General features: G+C 54.5%; 27 protein-coding genes. 17 read left to right on the forward strand and 10 right to left on the reverse strand.

From position 1 onward, the window contains the following. Positions 1–3: 3 nt before the first annotated feature. From lptE to K5Y30_RS06790, 13 genes are all read left to right on the forward strand, one after another. On the forward strand, positions 4–603 hold the full coding sequence (gene lptE / locus K5Y30_RS06730) for an LPS assembly lipoprotein LptE (RefSeq protein ID WP_222210750.1): 600 nt from the start codon (positions 4–6) through the stop codon (positions 601–603). After that, on the forward strand, positions 600–1,631 hold the full coding sequence (holA, locus tag K5Y30_RS06735; RefSeq protein ID WP_222210751.1) for a DNA polymerase III subunit delta: 1,032 nt from the start codon (positions 600–602) through the stop codon (positions 1,629–1,631). The genes lptE and holA overlap by 4 nt, the downstream gene beginning before the upstream one ends. Beyond that, positions 1,624–2,268 (forward strand): nicotinate-nucleotide adenylyltransferase, encoded by a 645-nt coding sequence (gene nadD / locus K5Y30_RS06740; protein WP_222210752.1) that lies wholly within the window; start codon positions 1,624–1,626, stop codon positions 2,266–2,268. The genes holA and nadD overlap by 8 nt, the downstream gene beginning before the upstream one ends. A 91-nt stretch (positions 2,269–2,359) precedes the next feature. Continuing rightward, entirely contained in the window at positions 2,360–2,677 is a 318-nt protein-coding gene (rsfS, locus tag K5Y30_RS06745; RefSeq protein ID WP_008103673.1) for a ribosome silencing factor, read from the forward strand. A gap of 3 nt (positions 2,678–2,680) precedes the next feature. Beyond that, positions 2,681–3,151, forward strand: coding sequence for a 23S rRNA (pseudouridine(1915)-N(3))-methyltransferase RlmH (gene rlmH, locus K5Y30_RS06750; RefSeq protein ID WP_008103678.1), 471 nt, complete (start codon positions 2,681–2,683; stop codon positions 3,149–3,151). 33 nt (positions 3,152–3,184) lie between these two features. Further along, the gene (gene mrdA, locus K5Y30_RS06755) at positions 3,185–5,089 is read left to right on the forward strand and encodes a peptidoglycan DD-transpeptidase MrdA (RefSeq protein ID WP_222181625.1); all 1,905 of its coding nucleotides are present in this window, start codon (positions 3,185–3,187) and stop codon (positions 5,087–5,089) included. A gap of 8 nt (positions 5,090–5,097) precedes the next feature. Next, on the forward strand, positions 5,098–6,210 hold the full coding sequence (gene mrdB, locus K5Y30_RS06760) for a peptidoglycan glycosyltransferase MrdB (RefSeq protein ID WP_222182864.1): 1,113 nt from the start codon (positions 5,098–5,100) through the stop codon (positions 6,208–6,210). 10 nt (positions 6,211–6,220) lie between these two features. Further along, on the forward strand, positions 6,221–7,297 hold the full coding sequence (gene rlpA, locus K5Y30_RS06765; RefSeq protein ID WP_222181624.1) for an endolytic peptidoglycan transglycosylase RlpA: 1,077 nt from the start codon (positions 6,221–6,223) through the stop codon (positions 7,295–7,297). A 117-nt stretch (positions 7,298–7,414) separates the two neighbouring features. After that, positions 7,415–8,626: a D-alanyl-D-alanine carboxypeptidase DacA gene (gene dacA, locus K5Y30_RS06770; RefSeq protein ID WP_008103689.1), complete on the forward strand. Its 1,212-nt coding sequence runs from the start codon at positions 7,415–7,417 to the stop codon at positions 8,624–8,626. 96 nt (positions 8,627–8,722) lie between these two features. Then, positions 8,723–8,986 carry a DUF493 family protein YbeD gene (ybeD, locus tag K5Y30_RS06775; protein WP_176971362.1) on the forward strand — a complete coding sequence of 88 codons (264 nt, stop codon included), beginning with the start codon at positions 8,723–8,725 and terminating at the stop codon, positions 8,984–8,986. Positions 8,987–9,055: 69 nt separating this feature from the next. After that, positions 9,056–9,706, forward strand: a complete 651-nt coding sequence (gene lipB / locus K5Y30_RS06780) for a lipoyl(octanoyl) transferase LipB (protein WP_222210753.1) — start codon at positions 9,056–9,058, stop codon at positions 9,704–9,706. A 176-nt stretch (positions 9,707–9,882) separates the two neighbouring features. Continuing rightward, complete coding sequence (gene lipA / locus K5Y30_RS06785; RefSeq protein WP_222210754.1) at positions 9,883–10,848, forward strand: lipoyl synthase; 966 nt, start codon at positions 9,883–9,885, stop codon at positions 10,846–10,848. 148 nt (positions 10,849–10,996) lie between these two features. Continuing rightward, complete coding sequence (locus K5Y30_RS06790) at positions 10,997–12,043, forward strand: hypothetical protein (RefSeq protein WP_222210755.1); 1,047 nt, start codon at positions 10,997–10,999, stop codon at positions 12,041–12,043. Positions 12,044–12,131: 88 nt separating this feature from the next. Here K5Y30_RS06790 and tatE read toward each other — a convergent pair whose 3' ends face one another. The 6 genes from tatE to K5Y30_RS06820 all read right to left on the reverse strand — a co-directional run bounded on the left by tatE (position 12,132) and on the right by K5Y30_RS06820 (position 16,820). Then, a complete protein-coding gene (gene tatE, locus K5Y30_RS06795) occupies positions 12,132–12,335 on the reverse strand; it encodes a twin-arginine translocase subunit TatE (RefSeq protein ID WP_064740541.1) in 204 nt (67 codons plus the stop codon). A 98-nt stretch (positions 12,336–12,433) separates the two neighbouring features. Then, positions 12,434–13,204: an amino acid ABC transporter ATP-binding protein gene (locus tag K5Y30_RS06800; protein ID WP_255606568.1), complete on the reverse strand. Its 771-nt coding sequence runs from the start codon at positions 13,202–13,204 to the stop codon at positions 12,434–12,436. Beyond that, entirely contained in the window at positions 13,201–14,160 is a 960-nt protein-coding gene (locus K5Y30_RS06805; RefSeq protein ID WP_222181621.1) for an amino acid ABC transporter permease, read from the reverse strand. The genes K5Y30_RS06800 and K5Y30_RS06805 overlap by 4 nt, the downstream gene beginning before the upstream one ends. Next, positions 14,157–15,044: an ABC transporter substrate-binding protein gene (locus K5Y30_RS06810; protein ID WP_222181620.1), complete on the reverse strand. Its 888-nt coding sequence runs from the start codon at positions 15,042–15,044 to the stop codon at positions 14,157–14,159. The genes K5Y30_RS06805 and K5Y30_RS06810 overlap by 4 nt, the downstream gene beginning before the upstream one ends. 19 nt (positions 15,045–15,063) lie before the next feature. Further along, positions 15,064–15,858 carry a deaminated glutathione amidase gene (locus tag K5Y30_RS06815; protein ID WP_222210756.1) on the reverse strand — a complete coding sequence of 265 codons (795 nt, stop codon included), beginning with the start codon at positions 15,856–15,858 and terminating at the stop codon, positions 15,064–15,066. Positions 15,859–15,860: 2 nt separating this feature from the next. Further along, positions 15,861–16,820 (reverse strand): ABC transporter substrate-binding protein, encoded by a 960-nt coding sequence (locus K5Y30_RS06820; protein WP_222210757.1) that lies wholly within the window; start codon positions 16,818–16,820, stop codon positions 15,861–15,863. A 137-nt stretch (positions 16,821–16,957) separates the two neighbouring features. Between K5Y30_RS06820 and K5Y30_RS06825 the strand changes: the two genes are divergently transcribed. Next, positions 16,958–18,313 (forward strand): PLP-dependent aminotransferase family protein, encoded by a 1,356-nt coding sequence (locus K5Y30_RS06825; protein WP_222181618.1) that lies wholly within the window; start codon positions 16,958–16,960, stop codon positions 18,311–18,313. On the opposite strand, the gene K5Y30_RS06830 is transcribed toward K5Y30_RS06825, so the two are convergent. The 3 genes from K5Y30_RS06830 to pagP form a co-directional block, all read right to left on the reverse strand. After that, positions 18,297–18,722, reverse strand: a complete 426-nt coding sequence (locus K5Y30_RS06830) for a GNAT family N-acetyltransferase (RefSeq protein ID WP_222181617.1) — start codon at positions 18,720–18,722, stop codon at positions 18,297–18,299. The two genes, K5Y30_RS06825 and K5Y30_RS06830, sit on opposite strands and share 17 nt — an antisense overlap. A gap of 195 nt (positions 18,723–18,917) precedes the next feature. Beyond that, complete coding sequence (cspE, locus tag K5Y30_RS06835; RefSeq protein WP_007890714.1) at positions 18,918–19,127, reverse strand: transcription antiterminator/RNA stability regulator CspE; 210 nt, start codon at positions 19,125–19,127, stop codon at positions 18,918–18,920. Positions 19,128–19,277: 150 nt separating this feature from the next. After that, positions 19,278–19,850, reverse strand: coding sequence for a lipid IV(A) palmitoyltransferase PagP (pagP, locus tag K5Y30_RS06840; RefSeq protein ID WP_101763264.1), 573 nt, complete (start codon positions 19,848–19,850; stop codon positions 19,278–19,280). A 947-nt stretch (positions 19,851–20,797) separates the two neighbouring features. Between pagP and K5Y30_RS06845 the strand changes: the two genes are divergently transcribed. Both K5Y30_RS06845 and K5Y30_RS06850 read left to right on the forward strand, forming a co-directional pair. Next, positions 20,798–21,043, forward strand: coding sequence for a hypothetical protein (locus K5Y30_RS06845; RefSeq protein ID WP_007890717.1), 246 nt, complete (start codon positions 20,798–20,800; stop codon positions 21,041–21,043). A gap of 106 nt (positions 21,044–21,149) precedes the next feature. Continuing rightward, the gene (locus tag K5Y30_RS06850) at positions 21,150–22,232 is read left to right on the forward strand and encodes a malate/lactate/ureidoglycolate dehydrogenase (protein WP_222210758.1); all 1,083 of its coding nucleotides are present in this window, start codon (positions 21,150–21,152) and stop codon (positions 22,230–22,232) included. Between the two features lie 39 nt (positions 22,233–22,271). Here the strand turns inward: K5Y30_RS06850 and gntT are convergent, their stop codons facing one another. Continuing rightward, positions 22,272–23,588: a gluconate transporter gene (gntT, locus tag K5Y30_RS06855; RefSeq protein WP_222210759.1), complete on the reverse strand. Its 1,317-nt coding sequence runs from the start codon at positions 23,586–23,588 to the stop codon at positions 22,272–22,274. Between the two features lie 283 nt (positions 23,589–23,871). On the opposite strand from gntT, the gene K5Y30_RS06860 reads away from it, so the two are divergent. Continuing rightward, positions 23,872–25,023: an iron-containing alcohol dehydrogenase gene (locus K5Y30_RS06860; RefSeq protein WP_255606569.1), complete on the forward strand. Its 1,152-nt coding sequence runs from the start codon at positions 23,872–23,874 to the stop codon at positions 25,021–25,023. The last annotated feature ends 18 nt before the right edge of the window (positions 25,024–25,041 follow it).

A 25,041-nucleotide genomic window follows, 5' to 3' on the forward strand; every position in this document is an offset into this window, starting at 1 on the left:
ACTGTGCGACAACTGATTATCAGGCTGTTTGTCCTGCTTGCGGTAGTGATTACCGCAGGCTGTGGTTTCCACCCGCGCGGCACCACCTCGGTGCCGAGTGAGATGAAAACCCTTATCGTCCAGAGCGGCGATCCCTATGGCCCACTGGCGCGTGCCGTACGCCAGCAGCTGCGCATCAACAATGTCACCATCATTGAAGACAGCAAAGCGGCCAGCGCCAAATACCCAACGCTGCGTCTGGGTACTGAAGGCCAGGGACGCGATACCGCATCGGTGTTTATCAGCGGTACCACCGCGGAATACTCGCTGGTGATGACGGTCACCGCACAGGTTCTGCTGCCGGGTAAAGGTATCTACCCGATCAGCACCACCGTGTATCGTTCTTTCTTCGACAACCCGAACGCCGCACTGGCGAAGGATGCCGAGCAAGATATGATCGTGCAGGAGATGCGTCAGCGCGCGTCCGAGCAGTTAGTACGTAAACTGCTGACCGTGCATGCCGCGCAGGAAAGCAACAAAGATACTTTGCCGCAGCCTGAGACGATTGCACCGGGACAGAACTCACCGGAAGTGTCCTCTTCGTCAGCTACCAGTCTGCAATGATCAGGATTTATCCTGAACAACTGAGCGCGCAGCTTCGAGAGGGGCTGCGCGCCTGTTATTTTCTCACCGGTAATGAACCTCTGCTGATTCAGGAAAGCGCGGATGCAATCCGTGCTACCGCCAGCGCACAGGGATTTGAAGAGCACTTCAGCGTCACCATTGATGCGCAAACCGATTGGGATGCGATCTTCGTTAGCTGCCAATCGCTCAGCCTGTTTACCCAACGCCAAACCCTGACGCTGCAACTGCCCGAAAACGGCCCCAATGCCGCTATCGCCGAGCAGTTGGTGAAACTCTCCACGCTGCTGCACAGCGATATTTTGCTGGTGCTGCGCATGGCGAAACTAACTAAGGCGCAGGAGAACAGCGCCTGGTTCAAAGCGCTGAGTGCGCAAGCGGTGCTGGTTCCTTGCCAGACGCCTGAACAGGCACAGCTGCCGCGCTGGGTGGCGAGTCGCGCCAAAGCGATGAAACTCAGCGTAGATGATGCGGCGATCCAGCTGCTTTGCTATTGCTACGAAGGGAATCTACTGGCGCTGTCGCAGGCGCTGGAACGCTTATCGCTGCTGTGGCCGGATGGCAAATTAACGCTGCCGCGCGTGGAAGCCGCCGTCAACGATGCCGCGCACTTTACCCCGTTTCATTGGGTGGATGCGCTATTGGCTGGGAAAAGTAAACGCGCCCTGCACATCCTGCATCAGCTGGAGAAAGAGGACAGCGAAGCGGTGATTCTGCTGCGCACGCTGCAACGCGATTTACTCACGCTGCTGCACCTGCAGCGGAATCAGGCGAAACAAGCGCTGCGCACGCTAATGGATCAGCAACGTATCTGGCAAAACCGTCGCGCGCTGTTTACCGAAGCTTTGCAGCGCCTTGATGCTCAGCGTTTACAGCGCGCGGTGCATTTGCTGGCAGAGCTGGAACTCAGCATGAAGCAAGATTACGGACAAAACCTGTGGCCGCAGCTGGAAACGCTGTCGCTGCTGCTGTGTCACCGCGATTTCCCACTGAGCTTTACTGATGTCTAAACTTTACGCCCTGTTTGGCGGCACCTTCGATCCGATTCACTACGGCCATTTGCGCCCGGTAGAAGCGCTGGCACAGCAAGTGGGATTAAAAAAGGTCACGCTGCTGCCGAACAACGTGCCGCCGCATCGCCCGCAGCCGGAAGCCAGTGCGCAGCAGCGCGTTGAGATGCTGCGCTGTGCTATTGCCGATCGCCCGCTGTTTGATATTGATATGCGCGAATTGGCGCGTGCAACGCCGTCCTGGACAGTTGCCACGCTGGAAGCACTGCGTGCGGAACGCGGCCCAGAACAGCCCCTCGGGTTTATCATTGGTCAGGATTCTCTGCTAACGTTAGCCAAATGGCATCGCTGGCAGGATCTATTGTCGCTGTGTCACTTGCTGGTGTGTAAGCGTCCAGGTTACGCCGCGCAAATGGAGACGCCAGAGATGCAGCAGTGGCTTGATGAGCATCTGGCCGATGATGTGCAGCAGCTACATCACGCACCGGCAGGACACATCTGGCTGGCGGATACGCCGCTGTTCGACATTTCCGCCACCGAAATCCGTCAGCGCCGCCATGCAGGCATCTCCTGCGCGGATTTACTGCCAGATGCAGTGATCGGCTACATCGATAGCGTTGGCTTATATCGCAGCTAAAGGCAGCATGCTATACTGCGCCGCTTCATTTTCGGCTACCTTTCTCGCATCGTTAGCCCGTCCGTAATCACCTGTTTTTAAGGGGAACCTTTTGCAAGGTAAAGCACTCCAAGAGTTCGTTATTGATAAGATTGATGATCTCAAAGGCCAGGACATCATTGCTATTGATGTTCAGGGCAAATCCAGCATCACCGATTGCATGATCATTTGCACCGGCACTTCAACACGTCACGTCGCTTCTATCGCCGATCATGTGGTGCAGGAATCGCGTACTGCGGGCCTTAAGCCGCTGGGTGTAGACAGTAAAACCGCCTCCGATTGGGTGGTCGTTGACCTGGGTGACGTGATTGTGCACGTGATGGAAGCAGAGAGCCGCCAGCTGTACGAGCTGGAAAAACTCTGGAGCTAAGACGTGAAACTGCAGCTTGTGGCCGTCGGCACCAAAATGCCCGACTGGGTTCAGACCGGTTTCATGGAGTATCTGCGCCGCTTCCCGAAAGATATGCCGTTTGAACTGATCGAAGTAACTGCCGGCAAACGCGGCAAGAACGCCGACATCAAACGCATTCTGGAAAAAGAAGGTGAAGCGATGCTGGCCGCCGTGGGTAAAGGCAATCGTATTGTCACGCTGGATATCCCCGGACAGCCGTGGGAAACCCCACAGCTGGCGCAGCAACTTGAACGCTGGAAACTGGATGGCCGCGATGTCAGCCTGTTAATCGGCGGTCCGGAAGGCCTGGCGCCCGCGTGCAAAGCCGCTGCTGAACAAAGCTGGTCACTGTCAGCGCTCACGTTGCCACATCCGCTGGTGCGTGTGCTGGTAGCGGAAAGCCTGTATCGTGCGTGGAGCATCACCACGAATCATCCTTATCATCGTGAATAAACGCCTGACAACCCCAGACAATAAATGTAGCGGATGAAATTACAGAGCAACGCCTTTCGCGATTACACTGCCGAACAGAAACTTTTTGTCCGCCGAGCATTGGTGGCTTTTGTTGGCATTCTGCTGCTCTCCAGCATTCTGGTGGTCAACATGTACCACCTGCAAATTCTGCGCTTTGACGACTACAGCACCCGTTCAAATGAAAACCGCATCAAGCTGGTGCCGGTGGCACCGAGCCGCGGCATTATTTTCGATCGTACTGGCGTACCGCTGGCGGTAAACCGCACCATTTATCAGGCCGAACTGATGCCGGAAAAGGTCGAAAACCTTAAGCAGACCTTGCAGGATCTGCGTCCGGTGCTGGATCTGACCGACGACGATCTCGATGCGTTTGACAAAGAGCGCAAACGCTCGCGCCGCTTTACCTCGATTCCGGTCAAAATCGGTTTAAACGAAGTGCAGGTAGCGCGTTTCGCCGTCAATCAATACCGTTTTCCTGGCGTGGAAGTAAAAGGCTACCAGCGTCGCTACTATCCGTACGGCCAGACGCTGACGCACGTGGTGGGCTACGTCTCCAAAATCAACGATCGCGACGTTACGCGCCTCGATCAGGAAGGCAAATGGCCTAACTATGCGGCTACACATGATATCGGCAAGCTCGGCATCGAAAATTATTACGAAGATGTGCTGCACGGTAAAACCGGTTATGAAGAGGTTGAAGTTAACAACCGTGGCCGCGTCATTCGACAGCTGCACGAGCAGTCTCCGCAGGCCGGACGCGATATCTACCTCACGGTTGACCTCAAACTGCAGCAGTACATTGAAACCTTGTTGACCGGCAGCCGCGCGGCAGTGGTGGTGAGCGATCCACGCACCGGCGAAATTCTTGCACTGGTTTCTACCCCCAGCTACGACCCGAACCTGTTTGTCGACGGTATCTCGAGCAAAGATTATAAAGCGCTGTTAAGCGACGAAAACCGTCCGCTGTATAACCGTGCGCTGCAGGCCTCCTATCCACCGGCGTCCACTGTGAAACCTTACGTTGCCGTGTCGGCGCTGAGCGCAGGCGTGATCAACCGCAATACCAGCCTGTTCGATCCCGGCTGGTGGCAGCTGCCAGGCTCGGAAAAGCGCTATCGTGACTGGAAAAAATGGGGCCACGGTCGCCTAAACGTCACTAAATCGCTGGAAGAATCGGCGGATACCTTCTTCTATCAGGTTGCCTACGATATGGGCATCGATCGCCTATCAGAGTGGATGACCAAGTTTGGTTACGGCCATCGCACCGGTATCGATTTGCCGCAAGAGAGCGCGGGTAACATGCCCACGCGCGAATGGAAGCTGAAGCGCTTTAAAAAGCCATGGTATCAGGGTGACACCATTCCGGTTGGTATCGGCCAGGGTTACTGGACGGCGACGCCGATTCAGATGAACAAAGCGATGATGATTCTGATCAACGACGGCGTGATCAAAGTGCCGCATTTGCTGCGCGCCACCCGTGAAGGCCAGTCCATGGTGCCCTATCGTCAGCAACCGGATGCGCCGATTGGCGATATTCATTCAGGCTTCTGGGAAATTGCCAAAGACGGCATGTATGGCGTAGCCAACCGCGCCAATGGTACTGCGCACAAGAGCTTTGCCGATGCGCCATACAAAATCGCGGCGAAGTCCGGTACCGCGCAGGTCTTCGGCCTTAAAGAGAATGAGACATATAATGCGCACAAGATTGCCGAACGTCTGCGTGACCATAAATTAATGACCGCCTACGCGCCTTACGATAAACCGCGCGTGGCTGTCACCATGATTCTGGAAAACGGCGGCGCTGGTCCGGCTGTCGGCACTGTGATGCGCCAGATTCTCGACCACATTATGTTAGGCGACAACAATACCGTGCTGCCAGAAGCTGCACCGACGCCGCCCGGCTACGAAGGTGAATAACAATGTCCATGAACGATAGTCCGCAGAAAAGATCGATCTGGACGCGCATCCATATCGATCCCCTGTTTATGCTGATCATTCTCAGCTTGCTGACCTACAGCGCCATCGTCATCTGGAGCGCCAGCGGACAGGATCCAGGCATGACCGAGCGTAAGTTTGGGCAAATTGCCATGGGCATCATCGTTATGCTGGTGCTGGCGCAGGTGCCGCCGCGTGTCTATGAAAGCTGGGCGCCCTATCTCTACATTGTCTGCGTAATATTGCTGATCGCGGTAGATGCGTTTGGTCACATCAGTAAAGGCGCACAGCGCTGGCTTGATCTAGGTTTTGTGCGTTTTCAGCCCTCGGAGATCGCCAAGATTGCCGTGCCTTTAATGGTGGCGCGCTTTATTAACCGCGATGTCTGTCCACCGACGCTGAAAAACACCGGCATCGCGTTGATTCTGATTTTCATGCCGACGCTGCTGGTGGCGGCACAGCCCGATCTCGGCACCTCGATTCTGATCGCCGCTTCCGGTCTGTTTGTACTGTTCTTATCCGGCATGAGCTGGAAGCTGATTGGTATTGCGCTATTGCTGGTCGCCGCCTTTATCCCGATTTTGTGGTTCTTCCTGATGCATGATTACCAGCGCGCGCGCGTGATGATGCTGCTGGACCCGGAAAGCGATCCGCTCGGCGCCGGTTATCACATCATTCAGTCGAAGATTGCTATCGGTTCCGGTGGCCTGCGCGGCAAAGGCTGGCTGCACGGTACCCAATCGCAGCTGGAGTTCCTGCCTGAACGCCATACCGACTTTATTTTTGCCGTTTTAGCGGAAGAACTCGGCCTGGTTGGCGTGTTGTTACTGCTGGTACTCTATTTGTTGCTGATTATGCGCGGACTGATTATCGCTGCGCGCGCGCAAACCACCTTTGGTCGCGTGATGGCGGGCGGTTTGATGCTGATTTTATTCGTTTATGTTTTCGTTAATATTGGCATGGTAAGTGGTATCTTACCGGTGGTTGGCGTACCGCTGCCGCTGGTGAGCTACGGCGGATCGGCATTGATTGTGTTAATGGCTGGATTTGGCATCGTGATGTCGATCCATACTCATCGAAAAATGTTATCTAAAAGCGTTTAAGAGGCTGCACATGCGTAAGGACTGGCTTGGGGTTGCACTGGCATCATTGGTACTGGCTGCCTGTTCCACACCGGAACCGCAGAATAATACTGCGCCACCGCAACCGGCCTATAACGGCCCGGTAGTGGAAATTCCTGGCGTGGAACCACGCTATGAACCGATCAATCCTTCCACCAGCCAGGATTACAGCGTCAACGGTAAAAACTACCGTGTGATCAAAGATCCCTCGAACTACAGCGAAGTGGGTTTAGCCACCTGGTACGGTGACGAAGCGCAGGGGAATCGCACTGCTATCGGTGAATCTTACGATCCGGAAGGAATGACCGCCGCACATCCTACCTTGCCGCTGCCGAGCTATGTGCGCGTTACTAACCTCGCCAACGGCCGCCAAATCGTGGTGCGCGTCAACGATCGTGGCCCTTACACGCCAGGCCGCATTATCGACCTGTCACGAGCAGCGGGCGATCGCCTGAATATCTCAAACAACACCCGCGTGCGCGTTGATTACATCAAAGTGGCACCGGATGGTTCTGTTTCCGGTCCAGGCACCATCGGTACTACCGTCGCCAAACAGAGTTACGCCCTGCCTGCGCGTCCCGATCTTGGCGGCGGCATGGTGATGATGGGCGGCAGCGCCAATGCGGCGCCAGCGCCTGCACCGCAAGACGTTCGCGCTGTTGATAACAGCACCTTGCAAAGCAATGACAGCATGGGTGCGCCCGTCCAGAGCAGCGGTTTTCTGGGTGCGCCACAGCCGTTAGCCACGGGCGTGCTGGAAAGCAACGAGCCAGCACCAACAACGTCTTCTGCGCCAGCCGCCGCACCTGCTGCCAGCCAGAATGCCCATGCCGGCAGCGGTTATGTGGTACAGGTTGGCGCGATTAACGATCCGGCGCGTGCGCGCCAGCTGGCCGAAAGCCTGGGTAAACGCTTTGGCGTGCCAGGCGCGGTTGAAGCTAATGGCAACGTCTATCGCATTCAGTTAGGTGGCTATAAAAGCCGTGCCGAAGCCGTCGCCTTGCAGCAGCGTCTGAACACTGAAGCTCAAATGAGCTCATTTATTACCACTGCCCGTCCATCGATGTAACGGACAGTGACATTTCCTGCTGAAACTGATTTGCAAAGCAAGATGTCGCCCGATCGGGCGTTTGCTATAGTTAGGCACTTTTTTCACTCTAAACCCACGGATGTTGTAGTCCTGAACATGAATACGCTGAAACCTTCTCGTTTTCTGAAACGCCTGACAGTGGGATCACTGGTCGCCCTTTCTCTCAGCCATGCCGCTTTTGCGGACGATGTTAATCTTAAGACTATGATTCCGGGCGTACCGGACATTGATGCTGAAGCTTATGTGCTGATCGACTATAACTCCGGCAAAGTGCTGGCCGAAAAGAACGCGGATGCACGCCGCGATCCGGCAAGCCTGACCAAAATGATGACCAGCTACGTGATTGGTCAGGCGGTCAAAGCGGGCAAAATCCATAACGATGACATCGTGACCGTGGGTAAAGATGCCTGGGCAACCGGTAATCCGGTATTCAAAGGTTCATCCTTGATGTTCCTGAAGCCTGGCGATCGTGTGCCGGTTTCTCAGCTTACGCGCGGTATCGTGCTGCAATCAGGTAACGACGCATGTGTGGCGATGGCGGATTACGTTGCCGGCAGCCAGGACGCGTTCGTAAACCTGATGAACAATTACGTTGGCGCGCTGGGTCTGAAAAACACTCACTTCCAGACCGTGCACGGTTTGGACGCCGAAGGCCAATACAGCTCGCCGCGCGATATGGCGTTGATCGGCCAGGCGCTGATCCGTGACGTACCCGATGAGTACGCGGTTTACCGTGAAAAAGATTTCACCTTTAATAACATCAAGCAGACCAACCGTAACGGTTTGCTGTGGGATACCAGCCTGAACGTGGATGGCATTAAAACCGGCCACACAGACGCAGCGGGCTACAACCTGGTCGCCTCGGCAACAGAAGGCCAGATGCGTTTGATCTCAGCGGTGATGGGCGGTCGTACCTATAAAGGCCGTGAAACCGAGAGTAAGAAATTGCTGACATGGGGCTTCCGTTTCTTCGAAACCGTAGCACCGCTGAAAGCGGGCAAAGAGTTCGCTTCTGAGCCAGTGTGGTTCGGTGACAGCGATCGTGTTCAGCTGGGCGTGGAGAAAGATGCCTATCTGACTATCCCGCGTGGCCGCATGAAAGATCTGAAAGCCAGCTATGTGCTAAACAACACTGAACTGCACGCACCGCTGCAGAAAAATCAGGTAGTGGGCAGCATCAACTTCCAGCTCGACGGCAAAACGGTTGAACAGCGTCCGTTGGTGGTGCTGAACGAAGTGAAAGAAGGTGGTTTCTTCGGTCGCATCATCGATTACATCAAACTGATGTTCCACCACTGGTTCGGCTAAGGCGCGCTTGAAAAAACGCCAATTTGCCCACAAATAAGTTACTATCTTTGCTCCCGCCTCGGCGGGAGCCTGTTTTTTAAGCACCGGAGTCAATGTATGAAAACCAAATTGAATGAACTGCTCGAATTCCCTACGCCTTTCACTTACAAAGTGATGGGTTTGGCGCAACCGGAGCTGGTTGATCAAGTGGTTGAAGTGGTGCAGCGCCACGCGCCAGGCGATTACAAACCGGACATCAAGCCAAGCAGCAAAGGCAACTATCACTCTGTTTCCATTACCATCATCGCCACCCACATTGAGCAGGTTGAAACCCTGTACGAAGAGCTGGGCAACATCGACATCGTGCGTATGGTGCTGTAATTCTGGCGCTGGCAAAGTCCGCTTTGCCAGCGTTATACTCTGCCTTCCACTCTTTACCGGATCTCTGCTTTGTCAGCTAATACGCTTCTTGTTCGTCAACTCGGCCAGCGCGATTGGCAACCCATCTCCGATGCGATGCATCACTTTACCGATCAACGCGACAGCAGCACTGCCGATGAAATCTGGCTGGTGGAACATCATCCAGTGTTTACCCAAGGCCAGGCAGGAAAAGCCGAACATCTGCTGATGCCGGGCGATATTCCGGTGGTACAAAGCGATCGCGGCGGCCAGGTAACCTATCACGGCCCCGGCCAACAAGTGATGTATGTGCTGATCGACGTGAAACGCCGCAAGATGGGCGTACGTGAGTTGGTGACGGCGCTGGAAGAAACGGTGATCGCCACGCTGGCCGACTATGGCATCAGCGCGCGTGCGCGACCGGATGCGCCGGGCGTGTATGTTGGCGATGACAAGATTTGTTCGCTGGGACTGCGCATTCGTAAAGGCTGCTCGTTTCACGGCCTGGCACTGAATGTGGCGATGGAATTAGCGCCGTTCCTGCGCATCAATCCGTGCGGATATGCCGGGATGCAAATGACGCAGCTTAGCCTGCTGCAGCCGGGCGTCACGCTGGCAGATGTGCAGCCGCGTCTGGTGCAGCATTTCGCCCGTTTAACCGGATTTACCCAACTGGAATGGCAAAGTGATGCCGCGGTCTGACCTTGACTGTACGTGCCTATTTACAAAATTGTAACTTTTGCACCGGCGAATCGGCTGCTTATGAGCAGACGAGATGATATAATTTTTGCCATATTTTCAAAAAAAGTTGAAAGCCTGGTTCTCAGTTTGAGTGAGGAAGCTTTCAAATCGCAATCCCGACCGGAACCTGCAGATTTATGAGTAAACCAATTCAGATGGAACGTGGCGTCAAGTATCGCGATGCCGACAAAATGGCGCTGATCCCGGTGAAAACCGTGATGGTTGAGCGTGAAGAAATTCTGCGTAAGCCGGAATGGATGAAGATCAAACTGCCTGCAGACTCCAGCCGCATTCAGGGCATCAAGGCCGCGATGCGTAAAAACGGTCTGCACTCGGTGTGTGAAGAAGCCTCCTGCCCTAATCTCGCAGAGTGTTTCAACCACGGTACCGCGACCTTTATGATCCTCGGCGCGATCTGTACCCGTCGCTGCCCATTCTGCGACGTGGCGCACGGCCGCCCGAATATGCCTGATGCTAACGAACCGCTGAAACTGGCACAAACCATCGCCGATATGGCACTGCGTTATGTGGTCATCACTTCTGTGGACCGTGATGACCTGCGCGACGGCGGTGCCCAGCACTTTGCTGACTGCATCAGCGCGATTCGCGAAAAAAGCCCAACCATCAAAATTGAAACATTGGTGCCGGACTTCCGTGGCCGTATGGATCGCGCGCTGGAAATCCTCACCGCGACGCCACCGGATGTGTTTAACCACAATCTGGAAAACGTGCCGCGCGTTTACCGTCAGGTACGTCCTGGCGCCAACTACGATTGGTCACTGAAATTGCTGGAGCGTTTCAAAGAATCGCATCCGGATATCCCGACTAAATCGGGTTTGATGGTCGGTCTGGGCGAAACCAATGCTGAAATTATTGAAGTGATGCGCGATCTGCGTCGCCACGGTGTCACCATGCTGACACTGGGACAGTATTTGCAGCCGAGCCGTCACCACTTGCCGGTGCAGCGCTACGTTAGCCCGGCCGAGTTTGACGAAATGAAAGAAGAAGCAATGGCGATGGGCTTCACCCATGCCGCCTGCGGCCCGTTTGTGCGCTCCTCTTATCACGCCGATATGCAGGCCAAAGGTCTGGAAGTTAAGTAATATTCTGCGCGATTGTGTGCTAATCCGGGCGCAATCGCAAAAATCCCCCGCAGCAACTTAATCTTTATAGCAAACCTGACGCTTTAACCGCTGAGGCCGTAAGAGCCTATTTCGCTTTTTCTCAGTGTATTTTTTTGAAGGTCAGATTATGCAAACTTCCTTTCATAGAGAGGCGCTCGATGTATTTCGAGCACCGGATGTGTCAGGTCCATCCTCCGAAGCGCGGCACTATAGCGCATCAGAAGAGAGCCTGGAGGCGCTAAAAACGCGCACCACGCCGAAAGACATCACCAATCCCTATACGTCATCGCACGCGTCCTGTGCGAATGCGTTTATCGCTACTGCCATCAGCATTGAGCATCGTTACAACGAGATGGATCTGCAGCTGCCGCTTCCTGAAAAGGAGTGGGTTAATGCGGAAGCGCCGCTGGCTCAGCCGGCAGTGGCAATCTCGCCAACAAGCGAGCCGATCCCGAGCATGCACGTGGCACATTCATTGATTGCAGATGATGCAGAAAACCAATGGAACTTCGAGTTGCTGGAAAAGGATTTTGCGCTGCCCGTTTCATCAAGCTGGGCAGGAGAATCCAACCCGCAATCTGTTGATGTGGCGATACATGAGCTGTTGGCTTTGCCTGAACAGCCTGCCAGCCAACCGTCATCGGTGGTCACGATCACGACGATTGCGGCAGCCGAGAGCGAGATAACCATCAATGGCGATACCCAGGATGAAAACGGCGCTGCCGTATTCAGTGGTGACGCGCCTGCCGGTTCAACGTTGCGTTTTTACATTGACGATGTGCTGCTTGGCAGCCAGGCGATAGCGTATAACGGCCAATGGCAATTTGCACTGCCGGCGGATTTGCCCGCCGCTCAGCATACCTTCAGTGCCATGCCCATCAGTGCGCAGGGTGTTGCTGGCAACAAAGTCGATTGGGTATTTATCATCGAACCTAAACCGAGCATCATTCTGCTGCCAATCGAAGACAGTGCATTAGATATGATTGATGTGGCGTTAATCGACTGGGTCGCTCCAGCGGATGAAACGCCAGTGTCGCTATTGCCGCTGGTCTTAACTGACCTGATGTTCGATGACTGGCAAACCCAGGATGGCATCAGCGTGTATCCCGCAGTGGGTCACACCAACTTGTTTGAATTACACGAACAGGATGTTGCCAGCATTGCCTGGCACTAAGATGCAAAAAACAAAAACCAGACTGTCGACAGTCTGGTTTTTTATCAACGTAATAAATATTTACACTTATTGACGTTCGGCGCAGAGATTACTCTTTGTGGCTGACACGTTCAGCAGGCACTTCTTCAGCGCTGCTTTTGGATGCGCCGGATTCATCATCTTTCATGGCTTTTTTGAAGCCTTTGATTGCGGAACCCAGATCGCCACCCAGTGAACGTAACTTATTGGTGCCAAAAAGCAGTACGATGAGCGCACCGATGATCAGCAGTTTGGCAATACTGATACCTTCCATAATTTACCTTTCAACCAATGTGAAAAACGGACCTGACTATTAACGCGCAGTTTATAGACGGCCTCAACTGCAATCTGTAACAGAGTGAGACCGCCTGCTCAGATAAAGCGGCTGAGAAATGCCTGCGTACGCGGATGTTGCGGGTTACCAATCACTTGCTCTGGACTGCCCTGCTCCACTACCACGCCGCCATCCATAAACACCACGCGATCGGCCGCCTCACGCGCGAAACCAATTTCATGGGTGACGACAATCATGGTCAGCCCTTGATCGGCTAAGGTGCGCATGGTGGTCAGCACTTCACCGACTAACTCCGGATCGAGTGCCGAAGTGGGTTCATCGAACAGCATCAGCGCCGGTTTAATCGCCAGCGCACGCGCAATCGCCACACGCTGCTGCTGACCACCGGACAGATGACGCGGCCAGGCATCAGCTTTGTCACTCAATCCCACGGTCGCCAGCAGTTCACGCGCATGCTTGAGCGCATCCTGGCGTGCAAACTTGTGCACACCGATCGGCGCTTCAATAATGTTTTGCAGCACCGTCATGTGCGGATAAAGATTGAACTGCTGAAACACCATGCCGATTTTCTGGCGCTGATGAGCAATTTTACGCGCCGACAGGCGATGCAGAATACCGCGTTTCAGTTCATAACCGATCTGATCGTCACCCACCATAATCGAACCGGCGTTCATGTCTTCCAGATGGTTAATGCAGCGTAAAAAGGTGGATTTACCCGAACCTGATGGCCCGAGAATCACCACTACTTCACCGGGAAACACATCGAGATCGATGCCTTTCAGCACTTCATTGTCACCATAACTCTTCTGCACATTACGCGCGCGCACCAGCGGCTGAACTTCACTCATACATCCTCCTTCAGACGGTGCGCGATGGCTGGCGCGGCTTCGTTAGCGGCAACGCGTCGTTTGTTCACCACCGTGCGGGTGGTGCCGCGTGCGTAGTAACGCTCGATGGCGGACTGACCAAGGTTGAGAATCGAGGTGATAAGCAGATACCAGATCACCGCGACCATCAGCATCGGGATAATTTCAAAGGTGCGGTTATAAACGGCCTGCACCGAGTACAACAGATCGCCCATAGCGATCACACTCACCAGCGAGGTCGCTTTGATCATGCTGATCAGCTGGTTGCCGGTAGGCGGAATGATCGAACGCATCGCCTGTGGAATGATCACGCGACGCAGCGCACGACTGCGGCTCATGCCAAACGCCTGGGTGGTTTCAACCTGACCGTTATCCACTGACAGCAAGCCAGCGCGAATGATCTCGGCCATATAGGCGGCTTCATTGAGCGCCAGTCCGGCAATTGCTGCGGTCAGTGGCGTAATCAGATCGTTGGTATTCCAGCTGGCAAAAGTGATATCCGTCCACGGAAGAGTGATCGCAATCGTGGGAAACAGCGTCGACAGGTTGTACCAAAAGATCAGCTGTACCAGCAGCGGCGTACCACGGAAAAACCAGATGTAGAGCGACGATAAGCCGCTGAGCAATTTGTTTTCCGAGAGACGCCACACGCCCAGCAACAGCCCAAGCAGCGTGCCGAGAATCATCGACACCACCGTCAAGCCGAGGGTGACCTGCAGGCCTTTCATCACCGAACCTTCGGTGAACCACTGCAGCACCACGTTCCACTCGAAATTGGGGTTGGTTGCCACCAGCCAGAGGAAGTTCGCGGCAATAACCAGCACCAAAATCCATGAGATCCAGCGCCCATAAGTGGGCGCACTGCGGGCAAAAGCCACATCGCGCTGCTGCACGTCGGCCTTATCCCTGGCTCGCGAATTGTTGGTGACCGGACTCATTTTGCTGCCCCTTGCGCCAGGTTACGTCCCGGTTGCTGCAACACGTTGCCGTCTAATTTCCACTTCTTCATGATGGCCGCGTAAGTGCCGTTATTGAACAGCTCTTTGTACGCATCCAGCACCACGTTGCCGAGTTCAGAACCCTTGGGTACCACGGTGCCCTGGAAAATGTCGCCAAAACCGTTTTTCTTGCCTTTGCCCGACAGCTCCAGCTGACCATTGGCCTGTTCGATGAAGTAAGTCAGCGGCGCCTGTGACGAGAAGAAGGCGTCGGAACGTTTTGAGCGCACGGCTAAAATCGACGATGGCTGATCGGTAAAGGATTGCACCACCACCGCCGGTTTACCCGCCGCGACACAGGCATCGGACTGCTTGCGAATCACCTGTTCCGCCGAACCGGCCGCCATCACCGCAATGCGTTTACCGCAGGTATCTTCCAGACCGTTAATCTTCGAGGGATTGCCTTTCTGCACGCCAAACACCACGAACTCCTGCACGAAGTCGATAAAATCGACCTTCTGCTGCCGGTCCGGATAATCCCCTATCGGGCCAATCGCCATCTGGTAGCGACCAGAATTAATGCCGGTGAGCACGCCCGATAAACCGCTGACGGTGGCATGTTCAATCTTCACACCCAGCAACTGTGCCAGCGCTGCGGTGAGATCGGCGGAGGCGCCATCCATTGAGTGCGGACCGTTAACGATCTCATACGGAGGAAAAGAGCCGTTGTTTACCGAGATCATTTTGCCGCTGCTTTTGATTTCTGCAGGCAGACGATCGTGTAGTGCCTGATCCACTTTTTGCGTAGGAATAGCGTCAGCCGCCTGAGCGAAACAGGCCGTCAGGCCCAATGACAGCGCGATGGCGGTAGCAATAGTTTTCATCAGTCAGATTCCCCAGCGATCAAAGTGGTTTAAGTTCGGGACGAGCAAAACAGCGATTTTCCAGCACCGGCAGTACGCTGCGCGCATACGCGATGCGCTGCGGATCGAGATCGGCAAACACCAGCGCGGCCGATTCCGGCGCTTTGGCAATCGCCACGCCCAACGGATCGATTACCAAGCTGTTGCCGATATTGCGTGGCCCGCATTCGCCCACCGCCACCATGTAGCAGGTGTTTTCCAGCGCACGCGCGGTGGTCAGCAATTCCCAGTGCATCTCTTTCAGCGGGCCTTTCACCCATGCTGCCGGCAGCACCAGCACATCCGCGCCGTCAAGCACTAAGCGACGCGCCAGCTCCGGAAAGCGCACGTCGTAGCAGGTCATCAACCCGACTTTCATGCCCGCCACGTCAACCAGCGGCGGAATCTCACGTCCCGGATTCACGCGCTGCGACTCCTGCATGGCGAAGGCATCATAAAGGTGCAATTTCACGTACTCGGCGATGATTTCGCCGTTGCGAATGGCGATCAGCACATTGAGCGCCTTCTGCCCTTCTGTCGGCACGTGCACGCTCATCATGGTGGTCAGGTTGTTGCCTTTGCTAACCGCCAGCAGCTGCGTGACGAAAGGACCATCAAGTGGCTGCGCCGCTTTCAATACCAGATCAGGATCGGCGATATCACGCGCCAGTACGCCTTCCGGCAGCACCAGCAGATCAGCACCGCTCGCCAATGCCTGGTTCATCAATCCGATGCAGATATCGGTGTTTTCCTGCCATTCGCGGCTGACGGCAAATTGTCCCATTGCTACTTTCATGGTTATTCTCCTTGCGCCGCAGCCGGGAAAATCGCTTCCGGCGTCAGCAATGTTTGGGTTAGGCCTTGCTGGAACAGCTCATTCGCAAAGTCGGCAATCATCTTTTTGTTAACGGAAAATCCGTTCTGATTCCAGTTGGCCGGTAATTCCTGCGCGGTGCGCCGCAAATCGTCCAGCAGCCACGGCGTGGTGTCGGCGTATTTCTCGCGCTTCTTCATCCACATCTGGTACGAACGATCGATGATGTCGCTCAGCGCCTGAGGCAGCCACGGATGCGCCTCCGCTAAGGCGGGCTTCAGTGCCAGTAAGTGAATGCCCGGCACATAACCGACGCGATTAAAGTAGTCACGCTCGGCAGCAGCAAAATCCACCTGCAGCTGGCGCAAACCCGAATCGGCGAGGAAAAAACCTTCCGGCATAAAAGGGGTAAAGACAGCATCCAGCTCGCCCGCTTTCAGCAGCTCGATCAGTGGACGTTCTCCTGGCGCCGGTTCAATACGCCCCGGACGACCAAAACCGGCCAGACGATCGACAATCGGGTGATCCTCGGTCAAACGACCGGCAAACCAGTACGCATCATCAATCTCCACGCCCGCTTCACGCAGCACGGTGCGCGTCCAGGTGTTGCCCGAATCCTGCCAGCCGGTAACGCCGATCTTTTTACCTTTCAGCTGCGCTGGCGTGGTAATCGGGCTGTCGCTGCGCGTGATGATGCAGCGCTGGCGGAAACCGCGCATCAGGAAATGTGGCAGGCCCAGCAGCGAAGTGTCACCTTTTGCCCGAGCCTGAGCAAAGCGGCTAAACGACACTTCACCGGCATCGTATTTATCGCTGGTGGCGAGGTTATCCACCAGCGTGCCAACGCGATCGATCTCCAGCGTGAAACCTTCCGGCTTGATATCGCCAAGTGCCAGCGGTGTGAAGTAATCCCAGTCACGTACCGCCAGTCTGATGGTTACCATAGTTTTGCCTTCCCCGTCTGTTCTGCCAGCCCTGCGGCTGTGATTATTTATGCAGCAAATAGTGCTTGAATTTGAGTCTAAATCGCGAATACTAATCTGAACAATCTATTATTTGTTACTGAACAAAGGATTTTCTTATGACGCAAAGTGTGGATTTGGAGTGGCTCAGCCAGCAGATCACGGATGCTTCGGTGAAAGGCATCACGCATGCGGCATCCACGCTAATTCGAGATGGGCAGATTGCAGTGGGCATGCAAATGCCGGCGGTGCGTGAGTTGGCTGAGCGATTGGGCGTGAGTCCGGCAACCATATCCGCTGCCTGGGCGCAACTGAAGAAGCAGAAAGTGCTGGCGGGGAAAGGTCGCAGCGGCGTGTGGGTGAGCGGCAACAGCGTTATGCCGCGTCCGATTCGCTTCGAGAAGATCGGCAATTACGGCGAGAATGTTCAGGCATCACTGGCGATGGCCGCACCGGACCCAACGCTGTTGCCGGATCTGCGTCAGGCGATGCTGGCTGGCATTGCGTCGCCGCAACTGAATAGCTATCAGCGCGAGGCGATTTCACCGCAATTGCAGGATGCCGTGACGCCGCGCTGGCCCTATCCCGCTGAAGCCTGGCTGGCAACCGACGGCGGCTTCGATGCCATGAACTTGATCGTGCAGACGTTGCTGTCACCGGGCGATCGTGTGGTGATCGAAGATCCTACCGCCACACGATTACTGGATATTTTAGACAACATTGGCGCTGAAATTCTGCCATTACCGTGCGATGAGCAAGGTCCGATTCCCTCGGCGCTGACCACGCTGATGCAGAAATCTCCGGCGATGTTTATCTATCAACCGCGCACCCATTCCGCTACCGGACATAGCGTGAGCCAGCGTCGCAGTGCAGAGCTGGCGCGTGTGCTGGCGAACAGCAGCACCATCATTGTGGAAGATGATGGCATTGGCGATCTGTCGCGCTGGCCGGTATTCAGCCTCGGTTTCCACTATCCCGAACGCGTGCTGCATGTGCACTCGTTTTCCAAAGCTTATGGGCCGGATTTGCGGCTGGCGGTGTTATCAGGCACCGCAGAAATGGTAAAGCGACTGCAAGCGTGGCGTAACTTTGGCGTGAGCTGGACCAGCCGTATTTTGCAGGATGCCGTGGCGTGGATGCTCAATGATGAAGAGACTCAGCAGCGGATTCAGCAGGCCAAAGCCACCTATGCGCAGCGTCGCCAGCAGTTACTGGCCGCACTGGCGAAACGCGGTCTGGTGCTTGAAGAGCGCGATGGATTGAGCGTGTGGATTCCGGTCGAATCGGAGCAGTACGCGATGATTACGCTGGCCGCTCGAGGTATCGCCGTGCTGCCCGGTGAACGCTGTAGCATTAGCAGCCGGCAATTTATTCGCGTTAGCGCGGCGCTGCTGCCTGTTTCACAACTCGACAGCATCGCTGATGCCATCGTGATAGCCAGCGGACGCGAGCTTAATCTTAACCCAGAGCTTTAATGTGATAGCGCGGTGATTCCACATAGCCTTCGCGCGCATAGAACTGGTTGGCTTTGAGGCGCGATGAGTGGCAGTGCACTTCCATACGGTCGCAACCGCGTGACCGCGCCAGCTGTTCGGCGTGGTTCAATAACTGCTGCCCGCTGCCTTTGCTACGCTCGCCTTCGGCAATACAGAAGTAGCTGATGCGGGCAAAATCGCCGGCCAATGCCAGCTGCGGAATAAAGTGCAACGAGAGAAAACCCAGCACCTGATTACCATGTTCAGCGACCAACAAAACTTCATCGGGATGATGAATAAGCTGCGCCAAACGCGTATCGATAAATCCTTCCGTCGCGCTATAACCTAATTCGGTTAACAATGCGCTCAACGCAAAACTGTCTTTTGCCTGTGCCTGACGTATGTTCATCCTGCCTCCTCATTTTCCCTGAGCAGTTATATAGCGTTGCCGGACAAAAATCTGCAAGTAAGCATTGTTGTGGCAGTGTTACGGAAGTTATCTGTGAGATGTGCCGCAAAATCTATCTTCAGACAAAGCAGCTAGCTGATTGAAGAACAAAAAAAACCCGCCAGAAGGCGGGTTTTCAGAATTCGAACTGTTAAATTACAGTGCGATAACGTTAGCAGCTGATGGGCCTTTAGCACCGTCAGTGATTTCGAACTCAACGCGCTGACCTTCAGCCAGAGTTTTGAAACCGTTGCTGTTGATTGCAGAGAAATGTACGAATACATCTTTGCTGCCATCTTCTGGAGTAATGAAACCGAAGCCTTTCGACTCATTAAACCACTTTACGTTACCTTTGATCTTAGACATCTATATTACCTTTACATGAAAAAAGGACACTAAACTGTGTCGACGTCTAGTACAGCAATTGCGGTGACATTTGTCCAGTGCGATTTGATGAAAAAGTAATAAATATTGATTTTTTGCATGCCGATCACACTTTCTGCACGCCGCTAACGGTTAAAACTCAAATCTCAGCCAGGCAAAATAGACATTGCCATTATTGTAAGTGCCGGGAATATAAGTCATTTGGAAAGTGGCTGGACCATATCCAATTGATGCTAAAGGCAATATCAGCGGAACCGGGATGTAGCGCCAGTTATCACGTGCCGTTACACCCGCCGTGTATCCGGCGCCCAAATGAAAGTTCTGATCGCTAAGCGGTCGCCAGGTCGCTTCCCAACCGTAACCGCCAATCGGCTCCCATTTGTTAAAGGAGTCCTTGAACGCCATCAGGTACAAACCGTGCCAGTTACCTTTCTCATCCCAGCGCGAAACGCCCGCACCTGCGCCCCACGGGCGCTCGTTGTATTTATCGATGTGTTCATCGTCGTAAGTCCAACGATTGTGCCAGGTAATCGCCGGCAGATAAAAATCATAATTCTGCGGTTGCGACCAGGTTTGCGACACGTTGTCGCTAAAGGTGTTCCAGCCTGATTTGATGGCTTGTGAAGTTGTTACCGCTGATGCCGAAAAGGAGACCGATGAGGTCAAAATGCAGCCTAACAAAACTGCAGAAAAGTGCCGATTCACAACGTAATTTCCTGTTAATTCGTGCTGAAAAAATGCACTACCCTGAGGTAAATTTTTCAGATTCTTGTACGACGCATTCCTAAGTAATCGCCAAAAGGATATTAAAAAACAGGCTTAATATCTCCAGGCTAATTCTCGGTTGACGGCGAATTTTACCTCATGCGGAACGTGAAATTGAAACGCCGGATAAACGGAAAGGCATTACCGGGGGATGTACACAAAGTGCAATCATGCTGTGATGATAACGCTAAGCAACAAGATAGCTTTCAGTGACTTAGCGTCAACTATTCACGCATGGAATAAATTAACAAAATTTATCAATTGAACTCATCCGACGAATAAGATAAATCTCGATACTCCAGGACGGAGATGGGGAAAAAACTGACATGACTATTCGTTGTAGCCGCTGCGGTTGCGCTAAATTTTTTTACACCTTATCGGACTGCGAAAAGATCGATTCGACAAATCATCATGGCGCCTGCTGCGCACAATGTCAGAAACCGCTTACGCTGCGCGATCTCATCCTGCCGATTGCGTCTTTTAAAGACAGCGAAAAATCCTATGCTGAATAAAAAATTCAGGCACCCGCAGGTGCCTGTACTTGTCAGAAAATCAGTTTAAAGACGCCTGTAATTGTCAGTAATCCAACGATGAAGATGATGGCGATGACCCACAGAATTATTTTCATTGTTCGCTCCTTCAAGTATGAAAAATAACGTGTCTGCTAACCAGTATAGATGATCATTCTGCTTTCGCTGGGCGCTGCGAGAGTGGTCACAACCCTTTGCTATCGTTTCGCTTGATGCAGATTTAATTCTGCGAGACGGGTCGCAGCCTTCGCTTTTCCTTCTCCTTTATTCCACATTCAGCGCCTGTCCGCAGTCTAAACTTACAGCGCCTGAAGAGGCCTCGATTGTTATCAATGCCTACGTAACAAGGAGATTCTTATGAGCACGATTAATACCAGCATGGGGCGTTATAGCCTTAAGGCAAAGGATTACGGCAACCACATCAGCGGCAGTATTGCTATTAACGATGAAGGTGGCACGCAACTCACCATGCAGGAGTTTGAAGAGCACTATCTTGACGATGTCGTCAACAATGTCATTTATCCGATCACCGGCGGGAACCGTGAAATTACCCGCGCGCTGCGCGATCAGATGGTCAAAGCGGGCTTTGAACAGCCGCACTGAGTTTTTGGGCCACACATTGTGGCCCTTTACTTCTTATCATTGACTTGCGGTTATTACTGGTTTCGGCACAGGATGCATGATTGTTCATGATAAGGAGATTGACCGTATGAGTACTCTGCATCTTATTCCCCCTTCTCGCCTTCATCAGTTTGTTCAAGCCATTTGGTTACATGCTGGCAGCAGCGCCGAAGAAGCGCGCCTGGTCGCCGACCATTTGGTGGCCGCGAATCTGGCGGGCCATGATTCGCACGGCGTTGGCATGATTCCGAGTTACATGAATTCGCTGGCGCAGGGTTTTCTGCAACTCAACCAACATGCCAGCATTGCAAAAGACGCCGGTGCTGTGCTGACGCTGCACGGACACAATGGTTTTGGTCAGGTCGCGGCCTTTGAGGCGATGCAGCTCGGCATTGAGCGCGCAGCGAAGTTAGGTATTGCGGCGGTCGGTTTACACCATTCACACCACATTGGTCGCATCGGCCATTGGGCGGAGCAGTGCGCGGCCGCCGGTTTTGTCTCGTTCCACTTCGTTAACGTGATGGGCGATCCGATGGTCGCGCCGTTTAACGGTAGCGATCGTCGCTTCGGCACCAATCCTTTCTGCGCCATTTTCCCACGCCGCAATGCCAAGCCGCTGTTGCTCGATTTCGCTACCAGCGGCATCGCCTTTGGTAAAACGCGAGTGGCGTGGAACAAAGAGCAGCAGGTCGCGCCAGGTTATCTGATTGATCATCAAGGCCAGCCGACCACCGAACCGGGCGTGATGCATCAGGCGCCGTATGGTTCGCTGATGCCGTTTGGTCTGCACAAAGGCTATGCGCTGGCAACCATGTGCGAAATCCTCGGCGGCGCGCTGTCGGGCGGCCGCACCACGCATGATGACACGCTGGTCACCAGCCACGATGCCATTTTCAACTGCATGACCACCATCATCGTGAATCCGGATGCGTTTGATGCGCCTGCGATGCAGGAAGAGGCGGAATCATTCCTGGATTGGGTGAAACAGTCGCCGCAAAGTGGCGATGCACCGATTCAGGTGCCCGGCGAGTGGGAAGAGCAAAACCGCGTGGCACGTGAACGCGATGGCATTCCTCTCGACAGCAACAGCTGGGAGCAAATCTGTGACGCGGCGTTACAAGCGGGAATGCCGCAAGAGGAACTCGCGGCGTTCCGCGCCTTAACGCAGTAAACCGCAAGCGGCTGAGGCGCAGTGCCTCAGCCTTGATGCTTAGATGACGTTGGCAAGCAGTAAGCAACCCAGCAAACCGCATACCGAAATGATGGTTTCCAGCGCCGACCATGAGCGGAAAGTTTCGCCGATGGTCAGGTTGAAATACTCCTTAAACAGCCAGAAGCCCGGATCGTTAACGTGAGAGAAAATCACGCTGCCGGAGCCGACCGCTATCACCATCAGTTCCGGGCTGGCGCCGCTGGTGACGATCAACGGTGCGACAATCCCGCCAGCCGTAATCGCCGCCACGGTCGCGGATCCCAGCGCAATTCGCAGCACTGCAGCAATCGACCACGCCATGAAGATCGGCGACAGATTGGTTTCATGCATCATGCTGGCGATATATTTATCGACGCCGCTGTCCACCAACACCTGTTTGAACGCCCCACCACCGCCAATTACTAACAGCATCATCGCGATGATCTTGATCGAATCGGTGATGGTGCCCATCACTTCATCCATGCTGCGGCCACGGTTCAGACCAAAGGTGAAGATGGCGATCAGCACGGCGATCAAGGTTGCCATGATTGGGTCACCAAAGAACTCGGCATACGGCAACAACACGTGACCTTTCGGCAGCACCATCTCCGCTACCGCACGCAACGCCATCAGCACCACCGGCACCAACGCCGTCCATACGCTGACGCCAAAGCCAGGCATCTCCGCTTCGGTAAAGGTTTTCGGGTTCCACAAGCCTTCCGGGATCGGCTTATCAATGCCTTTCAGGAAGCGCGCATAAACCGGACCGGCAAGGATAACAGTGGGAATCCCCAGCAGCGTTCCGTACAGCAGCGTTTTACCCATATCGGCGTTAAAAAGCGTGGCGATCGCAGTTGGGCCCGGATGCGGTGGCAGGAAACCGTGCGTAACGGAGAGTGCGGCCGCCATCGGCACACCCACATACAGCAGCGGCACGCGCGCGGAGGCGGCGATGCTGAACACCAGCGGCAGCATCAGCACAAAGCCCACTTCATAGAACAGCGCAAAGCCGACGGTAAAGCCGGTCAGCACCAGCGCCCACTGAATATGCTTCTCGCCAAATTTAGCGATTAACGTGGTGGCGATTCGCTGCGCCCCGCCGCAATCCGCCAGCAGTTTACCCAGCATCGCGCCGAAGCCCATGATCAGCGCAAGGCTGCCCAACGTGCCGCCGACGCCGGTTTTAATCGAAACGATAACTTTGTTGACCGGCATGCCCTGCATCATGCCAACGGCCAGCGCCACCAGAATCAGCGCAATAAATCCGTTCAGTTTGAAACGAATCATCAGCAACAGCAGTAACGCTACGCCAATCGCCACATAGAGTAATGGCATAATTTTTCTCCACTTTTGCGCACGGTAAGTAACCGGCAGCGGTTTATTTTGGTTATCCCAGAGGACATGAGAATCAACAGCGTGTGCTGCAGGAAAAATCCTGCCGAGCAATGTTACGGGTATCATGTTAAGGGTAACATTGCGTACAAAGCACCTGGCGCAGCGGCGGAATTTCTGTTTTGCGAAGGTGATCAACTTTTTGCCTGCGAGTTATCAGAATGTTTGCAGCGGGAGTGTCATGGCTTATGGTTACACTTAGGTCTTTGAGCCAAACAAGAAGGACATGCAGGTGAGTGAGAATCTGATCGAGTTGTACAGTAATCAACAAACCCTGTTTGGGCGCGGCAGCATTGACCAGCTGATTCCGCTGCTGGCGGCCAATTCCCAGCCGACGCTGCTGTTTTGCGGCCGCTCATTTCTGAATGGTCCGGCCTGGGCGCGCTTAGGTGCCGCGCTCAACGATCAGATCATCGGTTACGAGATCGTCAGCCATGAAGCCTCGCCGGATGAAATTGATGGTTGGGTGCGGCGCTGGCGCGGCCATGTTGATCGCGTGGTGGCGATTGGCGGCGGCAGCGTGTTGGATGCGGCCAAAGCCTTCAGCGCGATGATGCAGCACCCGCTGAATACCGCACGTTATCTGGAGAAAGTCGGTGATACGCCGGTGCAAGCGGTGACTTTGCCGCTGATCGCCATCCCTACCACGGCCGGCACTGGCAGCGAAGCCACGCAGAACGCGGTGGTGACCGATCAGCAGCACATTCAGGTCAAAGCGTCGCTGCGCCATCCGGTCTTTGTGCCGCAGGTTGCGATTCTCGATCCCGATCTGCTGAAAGGCGCGCCAGACAGCGTGCTGGTAACCTGCGCCATCGATGCCTTCACCCATTTATTCGAAGCCTATCTGTCGCGCAAAGGTAATCTGTTTACCCAACAAACCGCGCTCAATGGGCTGCGACTGTTCTTCAAAGCCTGGCCAGATTTAAATCGTGATGACGAACGTGGTGATGCAGCACGAGAAGCGATGATGATGGCGTCGTGGCTGGGTGGCGCGTGTCTGAGCAGTGCCGGATTGGGCGTGATCCACGGTATTGCTGGAGAGCTGGGGGCGATCAAGCCGTTCCATCACGGCGAAGTGTGCGGACGTTTACTGTTACCGTTCCTCGAGGTGCTGGCAGAAACCGAGCATGCTGAACAGCAACGTTTGATGGCGCAGTTCGGCCAACAGCTGCTGCCGGACGATCCCGCGCCGCCCGCGCTGGCGTTGAAAGCCTGGATCCAGCAGCAGGCGATCGTGCCGTTCTGGTTAGAGGGCCCAACGCTGTCAGCCACCGACGTGGACTGGATTGTGTCGCGCGCCAACAGCAAAAACGGTTGGGTCAGCTACGACGCACCGACGTTAACCGAGATGATCGCCGCCGCCTGGCGCATCGTCTAAATGATAACGGGCAGCCGA

The organism is Pantoea sp. DY-5 (genome assembly GCF_019795955.1).
Taxonomy (GTDB): domain Bacteria; phylum Pseudomonadota; class Gammaproteobacteria; order Enterobacterales; family Enterobacteriaceae; genus Pantoea; species Pantoea leporis.

Bases quoted from the DNA above. Each gene is read 5' to 3' on its own strand.
- K5Y30_RS06810 (WP_222181620.1), bottom strand. From the start codon at position 15,044: ATGAAAACTATTGCTACCGCCATCGCGCTGTCATTGGGCCTGACGGCC.
- cspE (WP_007890714.1), bottom strand. From the start codon at position 19,127: ATGTCTAAGATCAAAGGTAACGTAAAGTGGTTTAATGAGTCGAAAGGC.
- K5Y30_RS06830 (WP_222181617.1), bottom strand. From the start codon at position 18,722: ATGAACATACGTCAGGCACAGGCAAAAGACAGTTTTGCGTTGAGCGCA.
- rlpA (WP_222181624.1), top strand. From the start codon at position 6,221: ATGCGTAAGGACTGGCTTGGGGTTGCACTGGCATCATTGGTACTGGCT.
- K5Y30_RS06860 (WP_255606569.1), top strand. From the start codon at position 23,872: ATGCAGGTGAGTGAGAATCTGATCGAGTTGTACAGTAATCAACAAACC.
- K5Y30_RS06825 (WP_222181618.1), top strand. From the start codon at position 16,958: ATGACGCAAAGTGTGGATTTGGAGTGGCTCAGCCAGCAGATCACGGAT.
- ybeD (WP_176971362.1), top strand. From the start codon at position 8,723: ATGAAAACCAAATTGAATGAACTGCTCGAATTCCCTACGCCTTTCACT.
- holA (WP_222210751.1), top strand. From the start codon at position 600: ATGATCAGGATTTATCCTGAACAACTGAGCGCGCAGCTTCGAGAGGGG.
- K5Y30_RS06845 (WP_007890717.1), top strand. From the start codon at position 20,798: ATGAGCACGATTAATACCAGCATGGGGCGTTATAGCCTTAAGGCAAAG.
- K5Y30_RS06815 (WP_222210756.1), bottom strand. From the start codon at position 15,858: ATGAAAGTAGCAATGGGACAATTTGCCGTCAGCCGCGAATGGCAGGAA.
- K5Y30_RS06790 (WP_222210755.1), top strand. From the start codon at position 10,997: ATGCAAACTTCCTTTCATAGAGAGGCGCTCGATGTATTTCGAGCACCG.
- lipA (WP_222210754.1), top strand. From the start codon at position 9,883: ATGAGTAAACCAATTCAGATGGAACGTGGCGTCAAGTATCGCGATGCC.
- K5Y30_RS06800 (WP_255606568.1), bottom strand. From the start codon at position 13,204: ATGAGTGAAGTTCAGCCGCTGGTGCGCGCGCGTAATGTGCAGAAGAGT.
- K5Y30_RS06820 (WP_222210757.1), bottom strand. From the start codon at position 16,820: ATGGTAACCATCAGACTGGCGGTACGTGACTGGGATTACTTCACACCG.
- nadD (WP_222210752.1), top strand. From the start codon at position 1,624: ATGTCTAAACTTTACGCCCTGTTTGGCGGCACCTTCGATCCGATTCAC.
- mrdA (WP_222181625.1), top strand. From the start codon at position 3,185: ATGAAATTACAGAGCAACGCCTTTCGCGATTACACTGCCGAACAGAAA.
- K5Y30_RS06805 (WP_222181621.1), bottom strand. From the start codon at position 14,160: ATGAGTCCGGTCACCAACAATTCGCGAGCCAGGGATAAGGCCGACGTG.
- dacA (WP_008103689.1), top strand. From the start codon at position 7,415: ATGAATACGCTGAAACCTTCTCGTTTTCTGAAACGCCTGACAGTGGGA.
- K5Y30_RS06850 (WP_222210758.1), top strand. From the start codon at position 21,150: ATGAGTACTCTGCATCTTATTCCCCCTTCTCGCCTTCATCAGTTTGTT.
- gntT (WP_222210759.1), bottom strand. From the start codon at position 23,588: ATGCCATTACTCTATGTGGCGATTGGCGTAGCGTTACTGCTGTTGCTG.
- tatE (WP_064740541.1), bottom strand. From the start codon at position 12,335: ATGGAAGGTATCAGTATTGCCAAACTGCTGATCATCGGTGCGCTCATC.
- mrdB (WP_222182864.1), top strand. From the start codon at position 5,098: ATGAACGATAGTCCGCAGAAAAGATCGATCTGGACGCGCATCCATATC.